14 protein-coding genes are annotated in these 15,001 nt (G+C 64.8%); 8 read left to right on the top strand and 6 right to left on the bottom strand.

Annotated elements, in window-relative coordinates; translation table 11 throughout:
• Positions 1 to 63 precede the first annotated feature (63 nt).
• A complete protein-coding gene (locus tag BMX78_RS11275) occupies positions 64 to 900 on the bottom strand; it encodes a PhzF family phenazine biosynthesis protein (protein ID WP_091419645.1) in 837 nt (278 codons plus the stop codon).
• 88 nt (positions 901 to 988) lie between these two features.
• Between BMX78_RS11275 and BMX78_RS11270 the strand changes: the two genes are divergently transcribed.
• Positions 989 to 1,411 (top strand): DUF1801 domain-containing protein, encoded by a 423-nt coding sequence (locus BMX78_RS11270; protein WP_091419444.1) that lies wholly within the window; start codon positions 989 to 991, stop codon positions 1,409 to 1,411.
• Between the two features lie 70 nt (positions 1,412 to 1,481).
• Here the strand turns inward: BMX78_RS11270 and rplI are convergent, their stop codons facing one another.
• From rplI to BMX78_RS11245, 5 genes are all read right to left on the bottom strand, one after another.
• Complete coding sequence (rplI, locus tag BMX78_RS11265) at positions 1,482 to 1,934, bottom strand: 50S ribosomal protein L9 (protein WP_091419442.1); 453 nt, start codon at positions 1,932 to 1,934, stop codon at positions 1,482 to 1,484.
• A 17-nt stretch (positions 1,935 to 1,951) separates the two neighbouring features.
• Positions 1,952 to 2,191 carry a 30S ribosomal protein S18 gene (gene rpsR / locus BMX78_RS11260; protein ID WP_003800144.1) on the bottom strand — a complete coding sequence of 80 codons (240 nt, stop codon included), beginning with the start codon at positions 2,189 to 2,191 and terminating at the stop codon, positions 1,952 to 1,954.
• Positions 2,192 to 2,318: 127 nt separating this feature from the next.
• Positions 2,319 to 2,894 carry a single-stranded DNA-binding protein gene (locus tag BMX78_RS11255; protein ID WP_050057158.1) on the bottom strand — a complete coding sequence of 192 codons (576 nt, stop codon included), beginning with the start codon at positions 2,892 to 2,894 and terminating at the stop codon, positions 2,319 to 2,321.
• Between the two features lie 73 nt (positions 2,895 to 2,967).
• Positions 2,968 to 3,273 carry a 30S ribosomal protein S6 gene (gene rpsF / locus BMX78_RS11250; RefSeq protein ID WP_015939036.1) on the bottom strand — a complete coding sequence of 102 codons (306 nt, stop codon included), beginning with the start codon at positions 3,271 to 3,273 and terminating at the stop codon, positions 2,968 to 2,970.
• 238 nt (positions 3,274 to 3,511) lie between these two features.
• Positions 3,512 to 4,924, bottom strand: a complete 1,413-nt coding sequence (locus tag BMX78_RS11245; protein WP_091419441.1) for an amino acid permease — start codon at positions 4,922 to 4,924, stop codon at positions 3,512 to 3,514.
• Between the two features lie 442 nt (positions 4,925 to 5,366).
• On the opposite strand from BMX78_RS11245, the gene BMX78_RS11240 reads away from it, so the two are divergent.
• The 7 genes from BMX78_RS11240 to BMX78_RS11210 all read left to right on the top strand — a co-directional run bounded on the left by BMX78_RS11240 (position 5,367) and on the right by BMX78_RS11210 (position 14,955).
• Positions 5,367 to 8,060, top strand: a complete 2,694-nt coding sequence (locus BMX78_RS11240) for an AAA family ATPase (protein ID WP_091419439.1) — start codon at positions 5,367 to 5,369, stop codon at positions 8,058 to 8,060.
• A 154-nt stretch (positions 8,061 to 8,214) separates the two neighbouring features.
• The gene (locus BMX78_RS11235; RefSeq protein ID WP_286138914.1) at positions 8,215 to 9,849 is read left to right on the top strand and encodes a sugar transferase; all 1,635 of its coding nucleotides are present in this window, start codon (positions 8,215 to 8,217) and stop codon (positions 9,847 to 9,849) included.
• A gap of 25 nt (positions 9,850 to 9,874) precedes the next feature.
• Complete coding sequence (locus BMX78_RS11230; protein WP_091419437.1) at positions 9,875 to 11,005, top strand: Gfo/Idh/MocA family protein; 1,131 nt, start codon at positions 9,875 to 9,877, stop codon at positions 11,003 to 11,005.
• Positions 11,002 to 11,997 (top strand): NAD-dependent epimerase/dehydratase family protein, encoded by a 996-nt coding sequence (locus BMX78_RS11225; RefSeq protein WP_091419436.1) that lies wholly within the window; start codon positions 11,002 to 11,004, stop codon positions 11,995 to 11,997. Before BMX78_RS11230 ends, BMX78_RS11225 begins: the two co-directional genes overlap by 4 nt.
• Positions 11,994 to 13,160 (top strand): DegT/DnrJ/EryC1/StrS family aminotransferase, encoded by a 1,167-nt coding sequence (locus tag BMX78_RS11220; RefSeq protein WP_091419434.1) that lies wholly within the window; start codon positions 11,994 to 11,996, stop codon positions 13,158 to 13,160. Before BMX78_RS11225 ends, BMX78_RS11220 begins: the two co-directional genes overlap by 4 nt.
• On the top strand, positions 13,157 to 13,816 hold the full coding sequence (locus BMX78_RS11215) for an acetyltransferase (RefSeq protein ID WP_091419433.1): 660 nt from the start codon (positions 13,157 to 13,159) through the stop codon (positions 13,814 to 13,816). The genes BMX78_RS11220 and BMX78_RS11215 overlap by 4 nt, the downstream gene beginning before the upstream one ends.
• The gene (locus tag BMX78_RS11210; RefSeq protein WP_091419431.1) at positions 13,813 to 14,955 is read left to right on the top strand and encodes a DegT/DnrJ/EryC1/StrS family aminotransferase; all 1,143 of its coding nucleotides are present in this window, start codon (positions 13,813 to 13,815) and stop codon (positions 14,953 to 14,955) included. The genes BMX78_RS11215 and BMX78_RS11210 overlap by 4 nt, the downstream gene beginning before the upstream one ends.
• Positions 14,956 to 15,001: the final 46 nt, after the last annotated feature.

Genomic DNA, 15,001 nt, shown 5'->3' with positions numbered 1-15,001 from the left:
CATCATACATGCATTTGCATCTACCTTCAGAACAGGGCAGGGTGCCGGAGTATTCCCGGCGCCTTAGAGCTGCACCATGCCGCGGATGCAGGTGGTGGAATACCCGCCCACCCAGATGTCATCGCCTTCGGCCGCGACGTGGATCCTCCCCGCGCGGCCCAGGACCGTACCTTGCGCCGCCACGTATTCGGCAGGGGCCCGGTTGCTGCCGATCAGCCATTGTGCCGCTCCGGCATTGAAACTTCCGGTCACCGGGTCCTCGGTCATGGCGTCACCGGGGATAAAAGTGCGGACCTCGAAGTCAGCGCCTGCGCCTGGGGCATGGGGACCGATCACGCCCACCTTCAGCCCGCCCATCGCAGCGAGGTCGGGCTCGATGGCCAGTACCTGCTCCGCGGATTCCAGCAGGACACCGATCCACTCAGGCCCGTTGACCAGCCATGAAGCGTCAACGATGCGGGATTCCGGCAGCCGGAGGCCGTCCGCCAACTGGAGGCGGACAGAAGCACTCACCGGCCCGAAGCGGGTCACGGGCGGTGCCGCGAAAGCCAGCCGCCCGGCGTCGTGCTTTACCCTGATCAGTCCAGCGGCGCACTCCTGCACCACGAACCCGTCAGACTTCGGCACTCCCCCGGATTCCAGCCATGTGTGTGCCGAGCCGAGTGTCGGGTGCCCGGCAAACGGGAACTCCTCACTGCCCGTGAAGATCCGGACCCGGTAATCGGCGCGCGGGTCGGTCGGGGGCAGCAGGAATGTTGTCTCCGACAGGTTGGTCCAATTGGCAAACTGCTGCATCTGTTCCGCCGCCATGCCTTCAGCGTCGAGGACGACGGCCAGCGGGTTGCCCCTGTACGGCTCGCGGGAGAAGACGTCGACCTGATGGAAGGGACGGCTGAGCAGGGACCGCGAATGCGGGGATGGTGAAGTCACCGCTGCAGGCTATCACCGGTCATGGCGGGCACCAGGCGGGTCTGCGACACTACGTTCCATGGCAGAGAACAAAACCCAGCCCACCGCAGTGCCTGTTGAGCAGTTCCTGGCATCGGTGGAGCATCCGGGGCGGCGCACAGACGGCTTCGAACTGCTCGAGCTCATGCGTGGCGCCACAGGGGAAGAGCCGATGATGTGGGGACCCACCATTGTGGGCTTTGGCAGCTACCACTACCGCTATGGCAGCGGGCGGGAAGGGGACTCGGCCGCCGTCGGATTCTCACCGCGGAAGGCAAACCTGGCCCTGTATGGCCTCACCTACGGACCGGACGCGGACAGGTTGCTGGCTGCTCTGGGTAAGCACAGGACGGGGGCCGCCTGCCTCTACATCAACAGACTCGAGGACGTGGACCGCGAGGTACTCACTGAGATGATCCGCACCGGATACCGGCACGTCATGGCGGAACTGCACAGCCCCTGACCTTCCCGCACAAGCAAAAGACCCCCGCCGCCGGAATCCGGCAACGGGGGTCTCTTGGTGCAGTAAGAAACTACTTACCAGCCACTACGTCGAGTTCGATCACCGCAGCAACGTCGTCGTGAAGACGGACGTTGGCCTGGTACGAACCAACAGACTTGATGTGTGCCGGCAGTTCAACCTTGCGCTTGTCGATGCGGCCAAGGCCTGCGGCCTCAACAGCGTCAGCAACGTCGCCCTGCTTGACGGTGCCGAACAGGCGTCCGGTCTCGCCAGCCTTGACAACGAGCTTGACCGGCTTGGCGGAGAGTGCAGCAGCCTGCTTCTGAGCGTCTTCCAGGGAAGCGTGCTCGCGGGCGGCGCGGGCAGCCTTGATGGACTCAACCTGCTTCTCGCCACCCTTCGACCAGGTCAGGGCGAAGTTGCGGGGGAGCAGGAAGTTACGTGCGTAACCGTCCTTAACCTCTACAACATCGCCAGCAGCACCGAGACCGGTTACTTCGTGGGTCAGAATGAGCTTTGCCATGTTAGTTAATCCCTTCCTTAGCCGCGGCCAGCGCCGGAGTAAGGCAGCAGGGCAACTTCGCGGGCGTTCTTGATTGCCTGTGCGATCTTGCGCTGTTCCTGCACCGTAACGCCAGTGACGCGACGGGCGCGGATCTTTCCGCGGTCGGAGATGAACTTGCGCAGCAATGCTACGTCCTTGTAGTCGATGACAGTGATGTCAGCGGCCTTCAAGGGGTTGGACTTTGGTTTGGGCTTACGGAGTTCAGCCTTAGCCATCGTGGAGCTCCTATTCTAGGGAGCCCGTGGATATTGATCCACGGGATGGTGGTGGTCCGACGGCGGCAGTCACCTTAGGTGCCGTATGGCACTTCCGGCAGTCCCGGCGTCGGGCCTTAATTGGTTATTAGAAGGGAGGTTCGGAATCGGGGCCGTTGCCCCAGCCGCCTGCGTTGGAGACTCCGGGCGTAGCCCAAGGATCGTCCTGTGCAGCCTGCTGGTTGCCGCCGCCCCAGCCTCCGCCGGAGTTGCCGCCCTGGTTTCCACCAGAGTTGCCTCCACCGAAGCCGCCGCCGCTGTTGCCGCCGCCAAAGCCACCCTGCCCGCCGGCGCCGGAGCGCTGGGTGCGGTTGACCTTGGCATTGGCGTAGCGCAGGCTCGGGCCGATTTCATCGACCTCAAGCTCGATAACGGTGCGCTTTTCGCCTTCTTTGGTTTCGTAGGAACGGCTCTTCAGACGGCCGGTAACGATCACGCGCATGCCCTTGGTGAGGGACTCGGCGACGTTCTCGGCTGCTTCACGCCACACAGCGGCGCGGAGGAACAGGGTTTCCCCGTCCTTCCACTCGTTGGACTGGCGATCAAAGGTGCGGGGGGTGGAAGCGATGGTGAAGTTCGCTACTGCCGAACCGGACGGTGTGAACCGCAATTCCGGGTCATTGGTGAGGTTACCGATGACCGTAATGGTGGTCTCGCCTGCCATCTACTGCCTCCTTGTTCGATCCTGGGTGAAGAGTGCGTTTCCTGCGGGGTAAAGAATGAAAACCGGTGCTGAATTACTCAGCAACAACCTTCTGCTCTTCGGGGCGGGTGATCTTGGTGCGCATGATGGTCTCGTTAAGAGACAGCTGGCGGTCAAGTTCCTTGGCGGTTTCCGGCTTGGCGGTGAAGTTCACCACGGCGTAGATACCTTCGGACTTCTTCTTGATGTCGTAAGCCAGCCGGCGACGGCCCCAGATGTCAACCTTTTCGATGGTTCCACCATCGTTGGTGATGACGTTCAGGAACTTCTGAAGCGACGGCTCAACGGTACGCTCTTCGACCTCGGGGTCGATGATTACCATCAATTCGTAAGGACGCATATGTGAACCCACCTCCTTTGGGCTAAGCGGTTACGGCATTTCCGTAACAGGAGGTTCATTTGCGATGCTGTGCGGTACCCCGCCGCCAGGAACGGAAGCAGGACGCAGCACAGACTTCAATATCTTAGTGCATTTGGAACGGATAGGCGATTCGCGCTTGACTCCAAGGCTATGCCCGTGGTTGGCCGGGCGGGAGCATAAAGCCTGCTATGTGGAAAACCGCCGTCGGGTGTGGCGCTCAAGCCGTAGGTTCGGCTCCCACGGGAACGTCGCGGCTGTCGGCGTCGCCTGCTTCCGACCCGCTGCCGCGGCCGCGGTACCGCCACAGTCCGATGCCCACCACCACGCCGGCCAGGGCCAGCGACAGGAACAGGGACTCGCGGGTGGACTCCAGGATGACCATCCCGATCAGCAGGGCCACGATGCTGACAATAGCCACCCAGGTCAGGTACGGGAACAGCCACATCTTCAGCGCCAGGTCTTTGGCGGAAGCTCCCATCCGCTTGCGCAGGACCAGCTGGGAGGACGCGATGACCAGCCACACAAACAGGGCTATGGCACCGGAGGTGTTGACCAGGAACAGGAACACGGTGTCCGGGGCAATGTAGTTAAGGCCAACGGTGATGAAGCCCACCACGGTTGATGCGAGCACCGCCGCTGCGGGCACCCCGCGCCGGGAGATTTTTGTCCATGCTCCGGGGGCGTCGCCGCGCCGGGAGAGGGAGAAGAGCATGCGGCTGGCAGTGTAGAGGCCGGAGTTAAGGCAGGACAGCACGGAAGTCAGGACCACAACGTCCATGATGGTTCCGGCCCCGGGGATTCCGAAGAGCTCGATCACTGCCACGTAGGGGCTCTTGGCAACGCTGGCATCGTTCCAGGGCAGCAGTGTGACAACGATGGCGATGGACCCGATGTAGAAGACTAGGATGCGCCAGACGGTTGACTTCACGGCCTTCTTGACAGCGTCAACGGGGTTTTCGGATTCACCGGCGGCGATGGTGGCGATTTCGGCGCCGAAGAACGAGAAGACCACCACCAGGATGCCAGCCAGCACCGCTCCCGGGCCGTTAGGAAGGAACCCGCCCTTGTCCGTGAGGTTGCTCAATCCGGGGGCCGGGACGCCGGGCACAAGACCCAGGATGGCGGCCACGCCGAACAGCAGGAACAGCACGATGGCCGCGACCTTGATGGAGGCGAACCAGAACTCGAATTCGCCGTATGACTTCACGGAACCCAAGTTGGTCAGGGTCAGCAGCACCATCAGGGCCAGGGCCCAGACCCATTGGTCGATGCCGGGAACCCAACGATGCATGATCGCGGCGCCGGCAGTGGCTTCGATGCCGAGCACGATGATCCAGAACCACGCATAAAGCCAGCCGATGCTGAAGCCGGCCCACCTGCCCAGCGCCTTGTCTGCGTAGGTGGAGAACGAGCCCGTCTCGGGGTTCGCTGCGGCCATTTCGCCGAGCATGCGCATCACGAGGATGACCACCACGCCCGCGGCCATGTAGGCCAACAGGATTCCTGGGCCGGCCTGCTGGATGGCGGCACCGGAGCCTACGAAGAGCCCGGCACCGATAACACCGGCGATGGCGATCATGGACAGGTGCCGCGGTTTGAGCGACTTGGCTAATTGCTGGTCAGCGGGCATGGGTGCGCCGTCCTTTGGTTCTTTGGGAAATGGATGGCCTGGAGACGGCGGCGGGCGGTGGCCCGCGCGCCGGAGGAGGCCGCCATCGAGTGCGGTTGATCACACGTTTCTCCCACCCTAGACGCACTGCGAAGCACGAAAGGCTGTGCATCAGCACAAATGCGCGGCCTCCAAACCGGACGTATCTCTACTTGGAGCGCCTGCTGTGCACCAGTTGATTTCTGACGGGCACCTCAGAAATCTTGATGAAATCCAGCGCCTAAATGGTAGTGCCTCTTTTTCAGGTGCGGCTATATTGACTCCACGGCTGGGTACCGGACTGGATGCTTTCGAGCGGACAGTCTGCTGGACCGCCGGTCACCATGACCGGCTGGTGCAGTGCATCAAATGCTGGAACCGATAAGGCAAGAAAGTGGTCTCCTTCTTCTATGGATGGGGTCCCATGTCGTTATTTGGCAGAAGCAAGGAACTCGGCCGGATCCTTTCGGTGATCAGGGGTCCCAAGGAAGGTGCCTTGGCCGTTGTGGGTTCACACGGCATGGGAAAGTCAGCTCTACTGGGCGAAATTCCCCGGCTTTCGGACTACCGCACGGTGTTCCTGAGGGCCAGCGTCTCTGAATCGGACTGGCCGTTGTCCGGTATTACAGCCCTTCTGAACGGCATGGATGATCCGGTCCTGAACCGGATCGCCGATGAACTTCTCCGCGATTCTTCCGGGGCCCTGGACGTGGCGGCGGTTTCCACCATGCTGCTCAACGGGCTGCACCAGCGTTCCTCGTCCCGGACCATAGTGGTGATTGACGACGCCGACCAACTGGACCCGAGCAGCCAGGCAATCATCGGCTACCTCGCCCGGCGCCTGGCCGGAACCGACCTTGCCGTTTTCGCCAGCCTTCGTGAAGACACAGCAGACAGCCCTTTCTCGAGCCTTCCCGTCCTCCCGCTGCGGGCACTGGGCTACAACGACACCGTCCGTATGCTGGAGGCCATTCCAGCCAGACAGACCGCGACGGCGGCTGTACACGCAGTTGCCGCAGCGTCACAGGGGAACCCGCTGGCCGCCGTCGAACTTTACTCCGCCCTGCTGGAACGCCAGGCGGAGGGAAAGTACGCCCTCCCCGTTCCGCTGCCGTCCAGGGGCAGCTTCGAAGCCGAATTTGCGGCCACCCTGGGCGGGCTCTCGCCGGCGGCGCGGCAGGCCCTTGATCTGTTGTCGCTGTCCTACCGGAGCGGGATCACCACCTTGGAGAAGGTCCACAGTGACGTCTGGGCCGGCGTGGATGAGCTCCTGGCCGCCGGCATGATCAGCCGGTCAGGGCCCTATCTGGGGATCAGGGACCAACTGCTCCGTGGCTACGTCTTCTCGGCAATGACCCCTGCCATGCGGACCGCCAGCCACCGGGCACTGGCCGAAGCGGCCAGCGACTCGGACCTGTACGCCCGCAGATGGCACTTGAGCTTCACTGCACTGGAGCGGCAAACGCCGTTTGGCCTCCTCCGCTACGCGGTGGAGCTGATCAGGACGGGGGAAGTGCCCTTCGCCGTCGAATACATCGAGCGGGCCCTGACCATTAATCCGTGGGAGGCGGAAACGGCCGCGCGGCTGACCACGGTTGCCGAACTGCTGTTCAACCGCGGCGAATTCGTTTACGCCAGGCGTTACCTGGATTGGGCACGGCGGGTGACCCGGAACCCCGCACTGATCCTTCGGCTGACCGGGCTGTCCTTCGAGATCGAGTTCATTCAAGGTGCCTCAGTGCGGGCAAGTATGGTGCTGCGCCTGGTTAAGGAGTTCGGACAGCATGATCCGGCGTACTCGGCCAAACTGCTGGCCGCCGGTGCGCTGTACTTCGCCGAACGCTGGGAGCTGAAGGATGCCGCCGCGCTGCTCCGCTACGCCGAAGAGTTCCAGGGCGCCGCCTCTGCGGAGTGCCTTGCCGTGGCCGAGAAGGCCAAACTGCTGGCGGAAGCGGTCGGCGGGAATTCGGAAAACCTCAAGCGCAAAAACGATCAGGCGGGGAATGCCTGGGTGGCCGGCCTCCTGGTGCACGGCCGGGCCCTGAGCTACGCCGAGCATCATGGCCTTGCCCAGGAAGCTTTCGCGATGGTGCGGAATTCCGCAGAACCGCGCCACATCAACTGGCGGGAGACCGCAGCCTTCCTTGCCGTGGACAACGAGATCCGCGCCGGCAACGTCAGGACTGCCGTGAAACTCATTGAAGACCTGGAACTGGACGAACCGGAAATGAAATACCACCGGGGGATGCGGTCCGTTTTCCGGGTGTGGCGGGCGCACGCCCTCGGGGATGAGGAGCTGGCGCGGGTGTATGCAGCGGACGCCCAGCACTTCTCCGGAGCGGAAAGCCACCCGTCCATCACCGCGCAGCTTGCCGCCATCCAAGGCCACTTCGCCCTGATGCGCGGCAACCTCGCGGAGTCACTGGCCCAACTCTCACGTGCGGCCGAGCTGGGCCTGGAATTCGGCAACCCCACGCTGCTCCGGTGCGAGGCGGACCTGGTGGAGGTCCTGGTACGGCTGGGCCGGCACCGCGAGGCCAGCCAGGCGCTCTACCGGCTCGAAAGCCGGTCGGTGGGACTGCGGTCACCGTGGCTCATGATGGTGGTGGCTCGGAGCCGGGCCATGCTCGCCGACGGGGATCAGTCACTTCAGCTTTTCTGCCAGGCACTTGAGAGCCGGAACGGCCACGACTCGCTGCAGGAACGGGCCCGGACCCTGCTCTGCTACGCGGAGCGGCTGGGCGCCTTTGGACGGCTGCGGGAGGCCCGCGATGCGATGCTCCGCGCGAAGGTCATGTTCGATGAGGCCGGAGCCGACGCCTGGGCACAGCACGTTGACTCGCTGCTGTTGGATGAGCGGGTGGAACCGTCCCGGCCCAAGGGCAATCCGGCCATGCTGATGCTTGCCGACCATGAACGGTCGCTGGCGCAGATGGTGGCCCGCGGCATGCGCAACAAGGAAATCGCGGCCACACTCTACGTATCCGTCCGGACCGTCGAAGTACGCCTCACCGCGATCTACCGCAAGCTCGGAGTGGAGTCGCGCGCGCAGCTCACGGCCCTTGCTGCCGGCAAGGACAGTGCGGCCCGCGAGCCGTACGTATTGCCCGTACTTTAGGGCCCATTCCGGCCTTTGCAGGTACCCGCATTTTCCACACTGTGCGTCCGCTGCATCCACAACAGCCCTTCCAATCCCCGCCACGGCAGCTGTTTTGACCCTAGTTTTGCTTCACGGCCAGAACATAAGGCGGATACGCCGGGAAGGGGACATCATGGCAGAGATACCAGTGGCCAAGACCCGGGGCACTGCCTTCAGCTGGCCCGTTGCGCCCGCTGCTGCACAGCGGATGTCAACAGCGCCGTTGGCGGCGGCGGAAACCGCAGGAACCCGGTTCCTGCTGCCGCCAACGGGCGCTCCAGCAGCTGCACGCTTATCCTCGGCAGCATCAGTGAGCACGGCATCAGCACCCCTAGTCCCCGCGCGCAAGGCCACCGCCTCGTGGCTCGCCCGGCACATCAATTTCCTCCGCACCACCGACTCTCTCCTGGTCCTGGGCGCCGTATTCGCCGGATACCAGCTCTCCAGTGTCGGGCTTGCTTCCGGGGAACCCGGCGACGGCGGCACATTGGTCACCGCTGCCGCCGTCGCCCTTTTGTGGCCCTCGGCTTTGGAGATCTACCGCACCCGCGACGCGAAGGTACTGGGGGTGGGTGCCGATGAATACAAGCGCGTCGCATCGGCAAGCCTGCGGATCTTCGGGCTGCTCGCCATCGCAGCAGTGGTTTTCTCCGTCCACGGCGCCGCGGCCTTCGTCACCGCGTCCCTCCCGCTGGGCCTGGTGTCCCTGACCGCCAACCGCTGGCTCTTCCGACGGCGGCTCTCGGCTGAGAAGGCGAAGGGACGCCACCTCTCGCGGGCAGTCGTTGTGGGCGATCCGGAAGACGTCAGGTACGTTGTCCGGCAGGTCGCGCGGAAGTCCGGACCTGTTTACCACATCCTTGGCGTCTGCCTCCCGGGAGCCCGCCGCGGCACCACCCTCAGCGTGGACGCCGCCCAGGTGCCGGTTCTGTCCTCCACGGACGACATCGCCCGCACTGTCCGCCTGGTGGAAGCCGATTCGGTGATCGTGGCAGGACCGCTTCCCGGCGGCAACCAGTTCATCCGCGAACTCGGCTGGAAGCTTGAAGAATGCTCCGCAGAGATGGTCCTGGCGGCCACCCTGACCAACGTTGCGGGGCCCCGGATCCACTGGCGGCCGGTGGAAGGCCTGCCCCTGATGCATGTGGACATTCCGCAGTACAGCGGCGCCAAGCATGTACTGAAACGGGTCATGGATGTGGCCATGGCCCTCGCCGCTGCCCTGGTGTTGTCGCCGCTGCTGCTGGTCCTTGCCCTGATCGTGCGCCTGGACAGCCCCGGCCCGGTGTTCTTCCGCCAAGACCGGATCGGCAAGAACGGCGGTGTCTTTGGAATGGTCAAGTTCCGGTCCATGGTGGTGGACGCCGAAGCACGCCTGGCGGAGCTGAACGCACAGAACCAGGGCGCGGGCGTCCTCTTCAAGATGAAGGATGACCCGCGGGTGACGCGGTGCGGGCGCTGGATGCGCAAGTACTCGCTCGACGAGCTCCCGCAACTCTGGAACGTGATGGCGGGCCACATGAGCATGGTGGGTCCGCGCCCGCCGCTGGACCGCGAAGTGAGCGCCTACGAACGCCACACCCGCCGCCGGCTGCTGATCAAACCCGGAATCACGGGGCTGTGGCAGATCAACGGCCGCTCCGACCTCTCCTGGGATGAAGCCGTCCGGCTGGATCTCTACTACGTCGAAAACTGGTCCATCGCCGGCGACCTGCTGATCCTGTGGCGGACCTTCCGCGCAGTCATCCAGCCGTCCGGCGCCTACTAACAACCCCTGCCCGAAAGAAAGTGACATGAGGACATTCCCCAATCCGTTCCACACCCCCACCCACCGCCAGCCTGCCCGAAAACTCAGGATCGCCGTCGTCGGAGCCGGATACTGGGGACCGAACCTGGCCCGCAACCTGCAGGCAAGCCCCGACTGGGACCTGGCAGCCATCTGCGACCTGGATATCGAACGGGCCCGCAAGCTGGCCGCCACGCTGGGGGAGATCCCGGTGGTCGAGTCCCTTGATGAGCTGCTGGACACCTTTGATGTGGACGCCGTGGCCATCGCCACGCCGGCGCGCACCCACCACGGCACCGTGATGACAGCACTGCGTGCCGGGAAGCACGTCCTGGTGGAAAAACCGCTGGCGGACAGCCGGGCGCATGGGTTGGAAATGGTGGCCGAAGCCAAGGCACGGGGTCTGGTGCTGATGGCGGACCACACGTACTGCTACACGCCCGCGGTGCTGAAGATGCAGGAGCTGGTGCAGGCCGGGTCCCTCGGCGAAATCCTGTTCGTGGATTCCACCCGGATCAACCTGGGGCTCGTGCAGCCCGACGTGAATGTGTTCTGGGACCTGGCGCCGCACGACCTGTCCATCCTGGATTTTGTCCTCCCCGGCGGACTGAACCCGGCCGAAGTCTCGGCGTTCGGCGCCGACCCGCTCGGAACCGGGCGGGACTGCGTGGGGCACCTGAACTTCAGGCTCCCCAACGATGCCACGGCCCACGTCCACGTGAACTGGCTCAGTCCCACCAAGATTCGGCAGATGGTGATCGGAGGATCCCTCAGGACCCTCGTGTGGGATGACCTGAACCCGCAGCAGCGGCTCAGCGTGTACGACCGGGGCGTCAGCCTGGACCGTCAGCCGAAGTCGGCCGGCGAGAAGGCGTCCGACGCCGTGTCCTACCGGCTCGGGGACACCTGGTCCCCCGCACTGCCTGAGCGTGAGGCGCTGGGGCAGGTGGTGGCCGAACTGGCCTTCTGTATCCGCAACGGCCAGGAGGCTCGGACCGGCGGGGCGTCGGGCCTGCGGGTCCTTTCCGTCCTCGAAGCGGTGACCCGCAGCCTGAGCCTGGACGGCCACGCCTCCCCGGTGGAGGGTACCGGCGCCACAGAAGCAGCCTCCGGCGTCGAACTGGAGCGTGCGCGGTGAGCCGGCTTGAAGGGGCCACCGTCCTGGTGACCGGCGGAGCGGGAACCATCGGTTCCACGCTTGTGGATGCGCTGCTCGAAGCGGGTGTAAGCCGTGTGGAGGTCCTGGACAACCTGGTCCGCGGGCGCCTCGACAACCTGGCCGGAGCCCTGGCCAGCGGGCAGGCGGAGCTGGTGCACGGGGACATCGGGGACCGCGACCTGGTCCATGACCTGACCAGGGGCAAGGACCTGGTGTTCCACCAGGCGGCCATCCGGATCACGCAGTGCGCGGAGGAACCGCGGCTGGCGCTGGAGGTCATGGTGGATGGGACCTTCAACATCCTCGAAGCTGCGGCCGAGCACAAGGTGGACAAGCTCGTGGCTGCATCGAGTGCCTCGGTGTATGGGATGGCGGAGGAATTCCCCACCCGCGAGAGCCACCACCACGCCAATAACGACACGTTCTATGGGGCCGCCAAATCCTTCAACGAGGGGATGGCCCGCAGTTTCCACGCGATGACCGGGCTGGATTTTGTGATGCTCCGCTACTTCAACGTCTATGGCCCGCGGATGGATGTCCACGGGCTCTATACCGAAGTCCTGGTGCGCTGGATGGAGCGGATCATGGACGGCCGGCCGCCGCTGGTCTTTGGGGACGGGCAGCAGACGATGGACTTCGTTTATACGGCCGATGTGGCGCGGGCGAATGTCCTTGCGGCCGCCAGCGGTGTCCGGGAGGGAATCTACAACATCGCCAGCGGAACCGAGACGAGCCTGCTGGAGATGGCGGAGGCGCTGCTGCGCGTCATGGGCTCCGACCTGGCGGTTGAACACGGGCAGGCGCGGCAGGTCAATGGGGTGGTCCGGCGCCTGGCGGAAACCTCGGCGGCTGCCCGCGACCTGGGGTTCAAGGCCGAAGTGGACCTCGACGAAGGACTGCGGGAGCTCGTCACCTGGTGGAAGCCGCTCCGGGACGAGATCGCGGCGACACGGAAAGTCGGTGCCAAATGAGCACGGAAGCCGTCCTTGCCCGGATCAACGTCATGAAGCCCTGGCTTGGGGAAGAAGAAGCCCAGGCCCTGGCGGAAGTGGTTGCCTCGGGCTGGGTGGCCCAGGGGCCGAAGGTTAAGGAATTCGAAACAGCGTTCGCCGCCGCGCAGGGGGTGCGGCACGCCGTCGCCACCTCCAACTGCACTACAGCCCTGCACCTGGCGCTGGTGGTGGCGGGCATCGGCCCGGGCGACGACGTGGTGGTACCGTCGCTGTCCTTTATCGCGACGGCGAACGCGGTCACCTATGTGGGGGCCCGCCCCGTGTTCTGCGATGTGGATCCCGCCACCGGGAACGTGACTGCGGAGACCATCCACGCGGCCCTGACCCTTGATACCCGGGCGGTGATCGTGGTGGACCAGGGCGGTGTGCCGCTGGACATGGATCCGATCCGCAAACTGTGCGACCGGCATGAAATCACCGTTATCGAAGACGCTGCCTGCGCCGTTGGATCCACCTACAAGGGCCGGCCGGTAGGCGCCAGGGCGGACGTAGCGGTGTGGTCCTTCCATCCGCGCAAGATCCTCACCACCGGCGAAGGCGGAATGCTGACCACCAACCGCGCCGACTGGGCCGCCCGGGCGCGTGCGCTCCGCGAGCACTCGATGAGTGTGTCCGCCGCGGACCGGCATGGATCGGTGCTCGCCCCGCCGGAGGTCTACCTGGAGGTGGGGTTCAACTACCGGATGACGGACCTGCAGGCCGCCGTCGGCATTGTGCAGTTGGGGCGGCTGCCTGAGGTGGTGCAGCGCCGCCGTGATATCGCGGCGCGGTATGTTGCCGGACTCGCCGGGCTGCGTGGGCTGCGGCTGGTGTCCGACCCGCCGTATGGGACCAGCAACTTCCAGTCCCTGTGGGTGGAGGTTTTGCCCGGCTTCGCCACTACCCGCGAAGGCCTGCTGGCCCGTCTGGCGGAGGCCGGCATCTCTGCCCGGAGGGGCATCATGGCGGCGCACCGGCAACCGGCGTACCGCTGGCGGGACACCGGCAATTCCTTGCTGGAGCACACGGAACGGCTCAACGACAGGACCCTGATCCTCCCGGTCTTCCACGAACTCGACGACGAAAGCCTAAGCAGGATCATCAGCACCATCCGCGGCGCCGCCACAGGCGTGGCCACATGAGCGAGCTGATCCTGATTGCCGCCAGCGGACTGGCCCGTGAAGTCCTGGCGATGGTGCGGGCCAGCGGGCAGTACGACGTGGTGGGCCTGCTGGATGACGACAAGGAAATGGCTGGCGTAACGGTGGACGGCGCCCCAGTGCTGGGGACGATTGACGACGCCGGAAGGTACACCCACGCGTTGATCCTGGTGTGCATTGGCTCGGGGAAGTCACGGGAGGCCGTGGTGGAGCGGCTCACCGCGATGGGGCTGAACGAGGCCCGGTATGCCACTGCGGTGGACCCCACCGTGCAGTACCCCGAGGGGTGCCGGATCGGTCGGGGCAGCATCCTGCTGCGCAACGTGACCATGACCGCGGCAGTCACCCTCGGGTCCCACGTGGTGGCCATGCCGTCCGTGACCTTCACGCACGACGACGACGTGGCTGACTTTGCCACGTTTGCTGCGGGAGTGTCGTTGGGCGGCGGAGTCCGGATCGGCCGGGCAGCGTACCTCGGCATGAATGCGAGCGTCCGCGAGCGGACCTCGGTGGGTGCCTACGCCACCGTAGGCATGGGTGCCGCGGTGCTCAGCAACGTGCCCGACGGCGAGACCTGGGTGGGTGTGCCGGCGCACGAGATTGATCGGGAAAGTTTTAGTTTTGGGGGTGTCCGGTGAGTGCCGAAGTTGATGTCCGGTTCGCTGTTGGGCCTGTGCTGCTGGTGGATCTTGCCGCGCAGCAGGCGGAAGTCCATGAAGAGGTCATGGCGGAACTGGCAGACGTATTGAAGGGGGCGTCCTTCATAGGGGGTCCCGCCGTCGGGCAGTTCGAGGAGGCGTATGCGTCCTTTCTTGGGGCACGGCACTGCGTGGGCGTTGCCAACGGGACCGACGCTTTGGAGTTGGCCCTGCGGGCCGGAGGCGTAACCCCTGGCGGGGAGGTCATTCTTCCGGCCAATACCTTTATCGCTACCGCGGAGGCCGTCAGCCGGATCGGGGCGGTACCCGTTCCTGTGGACGTGGACCCGGAGTATTTGCTGATTTCTCCGTCTGCTGTCGCGGCTGCCGTCACCTCCCGGACGCAGGCCATTGTTCCAGTCCACCTCTTTGGGCAGACGGCATTTGTTGAGCAGTTGGTTCCGATCGCCGAGGCTTGCGGGGCCGTGATTGTCGAAGACGCCGCCCAGTCCCAGGGAGCGACGCGGTATGGAAAGGCTGCCGGGACATTTGGCCTGGCTGCGGGCACGAGTTTCTACCCGGGGAAGAACCTTGGGGCGGCCGGTGACGCCGGTGCGGTCCTGACAGACGATTCTTCCGTTGCCGCCCGGGTTCGGATGCTGGGCGCGCACGGCAGCTCGGAAAAGTACCGCCATGATGCTGTTGGCATGAACTCGCGGCTCGACACCGTCCAGGCGGTGGTGCTTAAAGCGAAGCTGGCCCGCCTGGAGTCCTGGAATCTCCTGCGGCGGGCGGCCGCTGAACGATACACGGAACTGCTTGCCGATGTTCCCGGTGTTGTTGTCCCCTGTGAGGCACCCGGGAATGTGGATGTGTGGCACCTGTATGTGGTGCGGGTTCCTGACCGTGACGCCGTCCTGGCAGCCCTTCAAGCCGCGGGGATCCAGGCTGGAGTCCATTATCCGGTGCCGGTGCACTTGAGCGGCGCCTACGCCGAATCGGGTTTTCCGCAGAGGTCTTTCCCGGTAGCCGAAGAAGCTGCGGGACAGATTCTGTCGCTGCCGCTCTACCCGCATATCAGTGCAGAGCAGCAGGAGCGGGTAGTTGAGGAGTTACGTCCGGCGATGGAGGCATTGTGACAGGTACCGCCATCCGCCCCGGGGCTTCCAGCGCCTTCGCCTGGAG

The sequence above is a fragment of the Arthrobacter sp. OV608 genome (assembly GCA_900110595.1).
Taxonomy (GTDB): domain Bacteria; phylum Actinomycetota; class Actinomycetes; order Actinomycetales; family Micrococcaceae; genus Arthrobacter.
The sequence above is the reverse complement of the archived record's forward strand: the minus strand, read 5'-3'. Positions and strand labels throughout refer to the sequence as shown.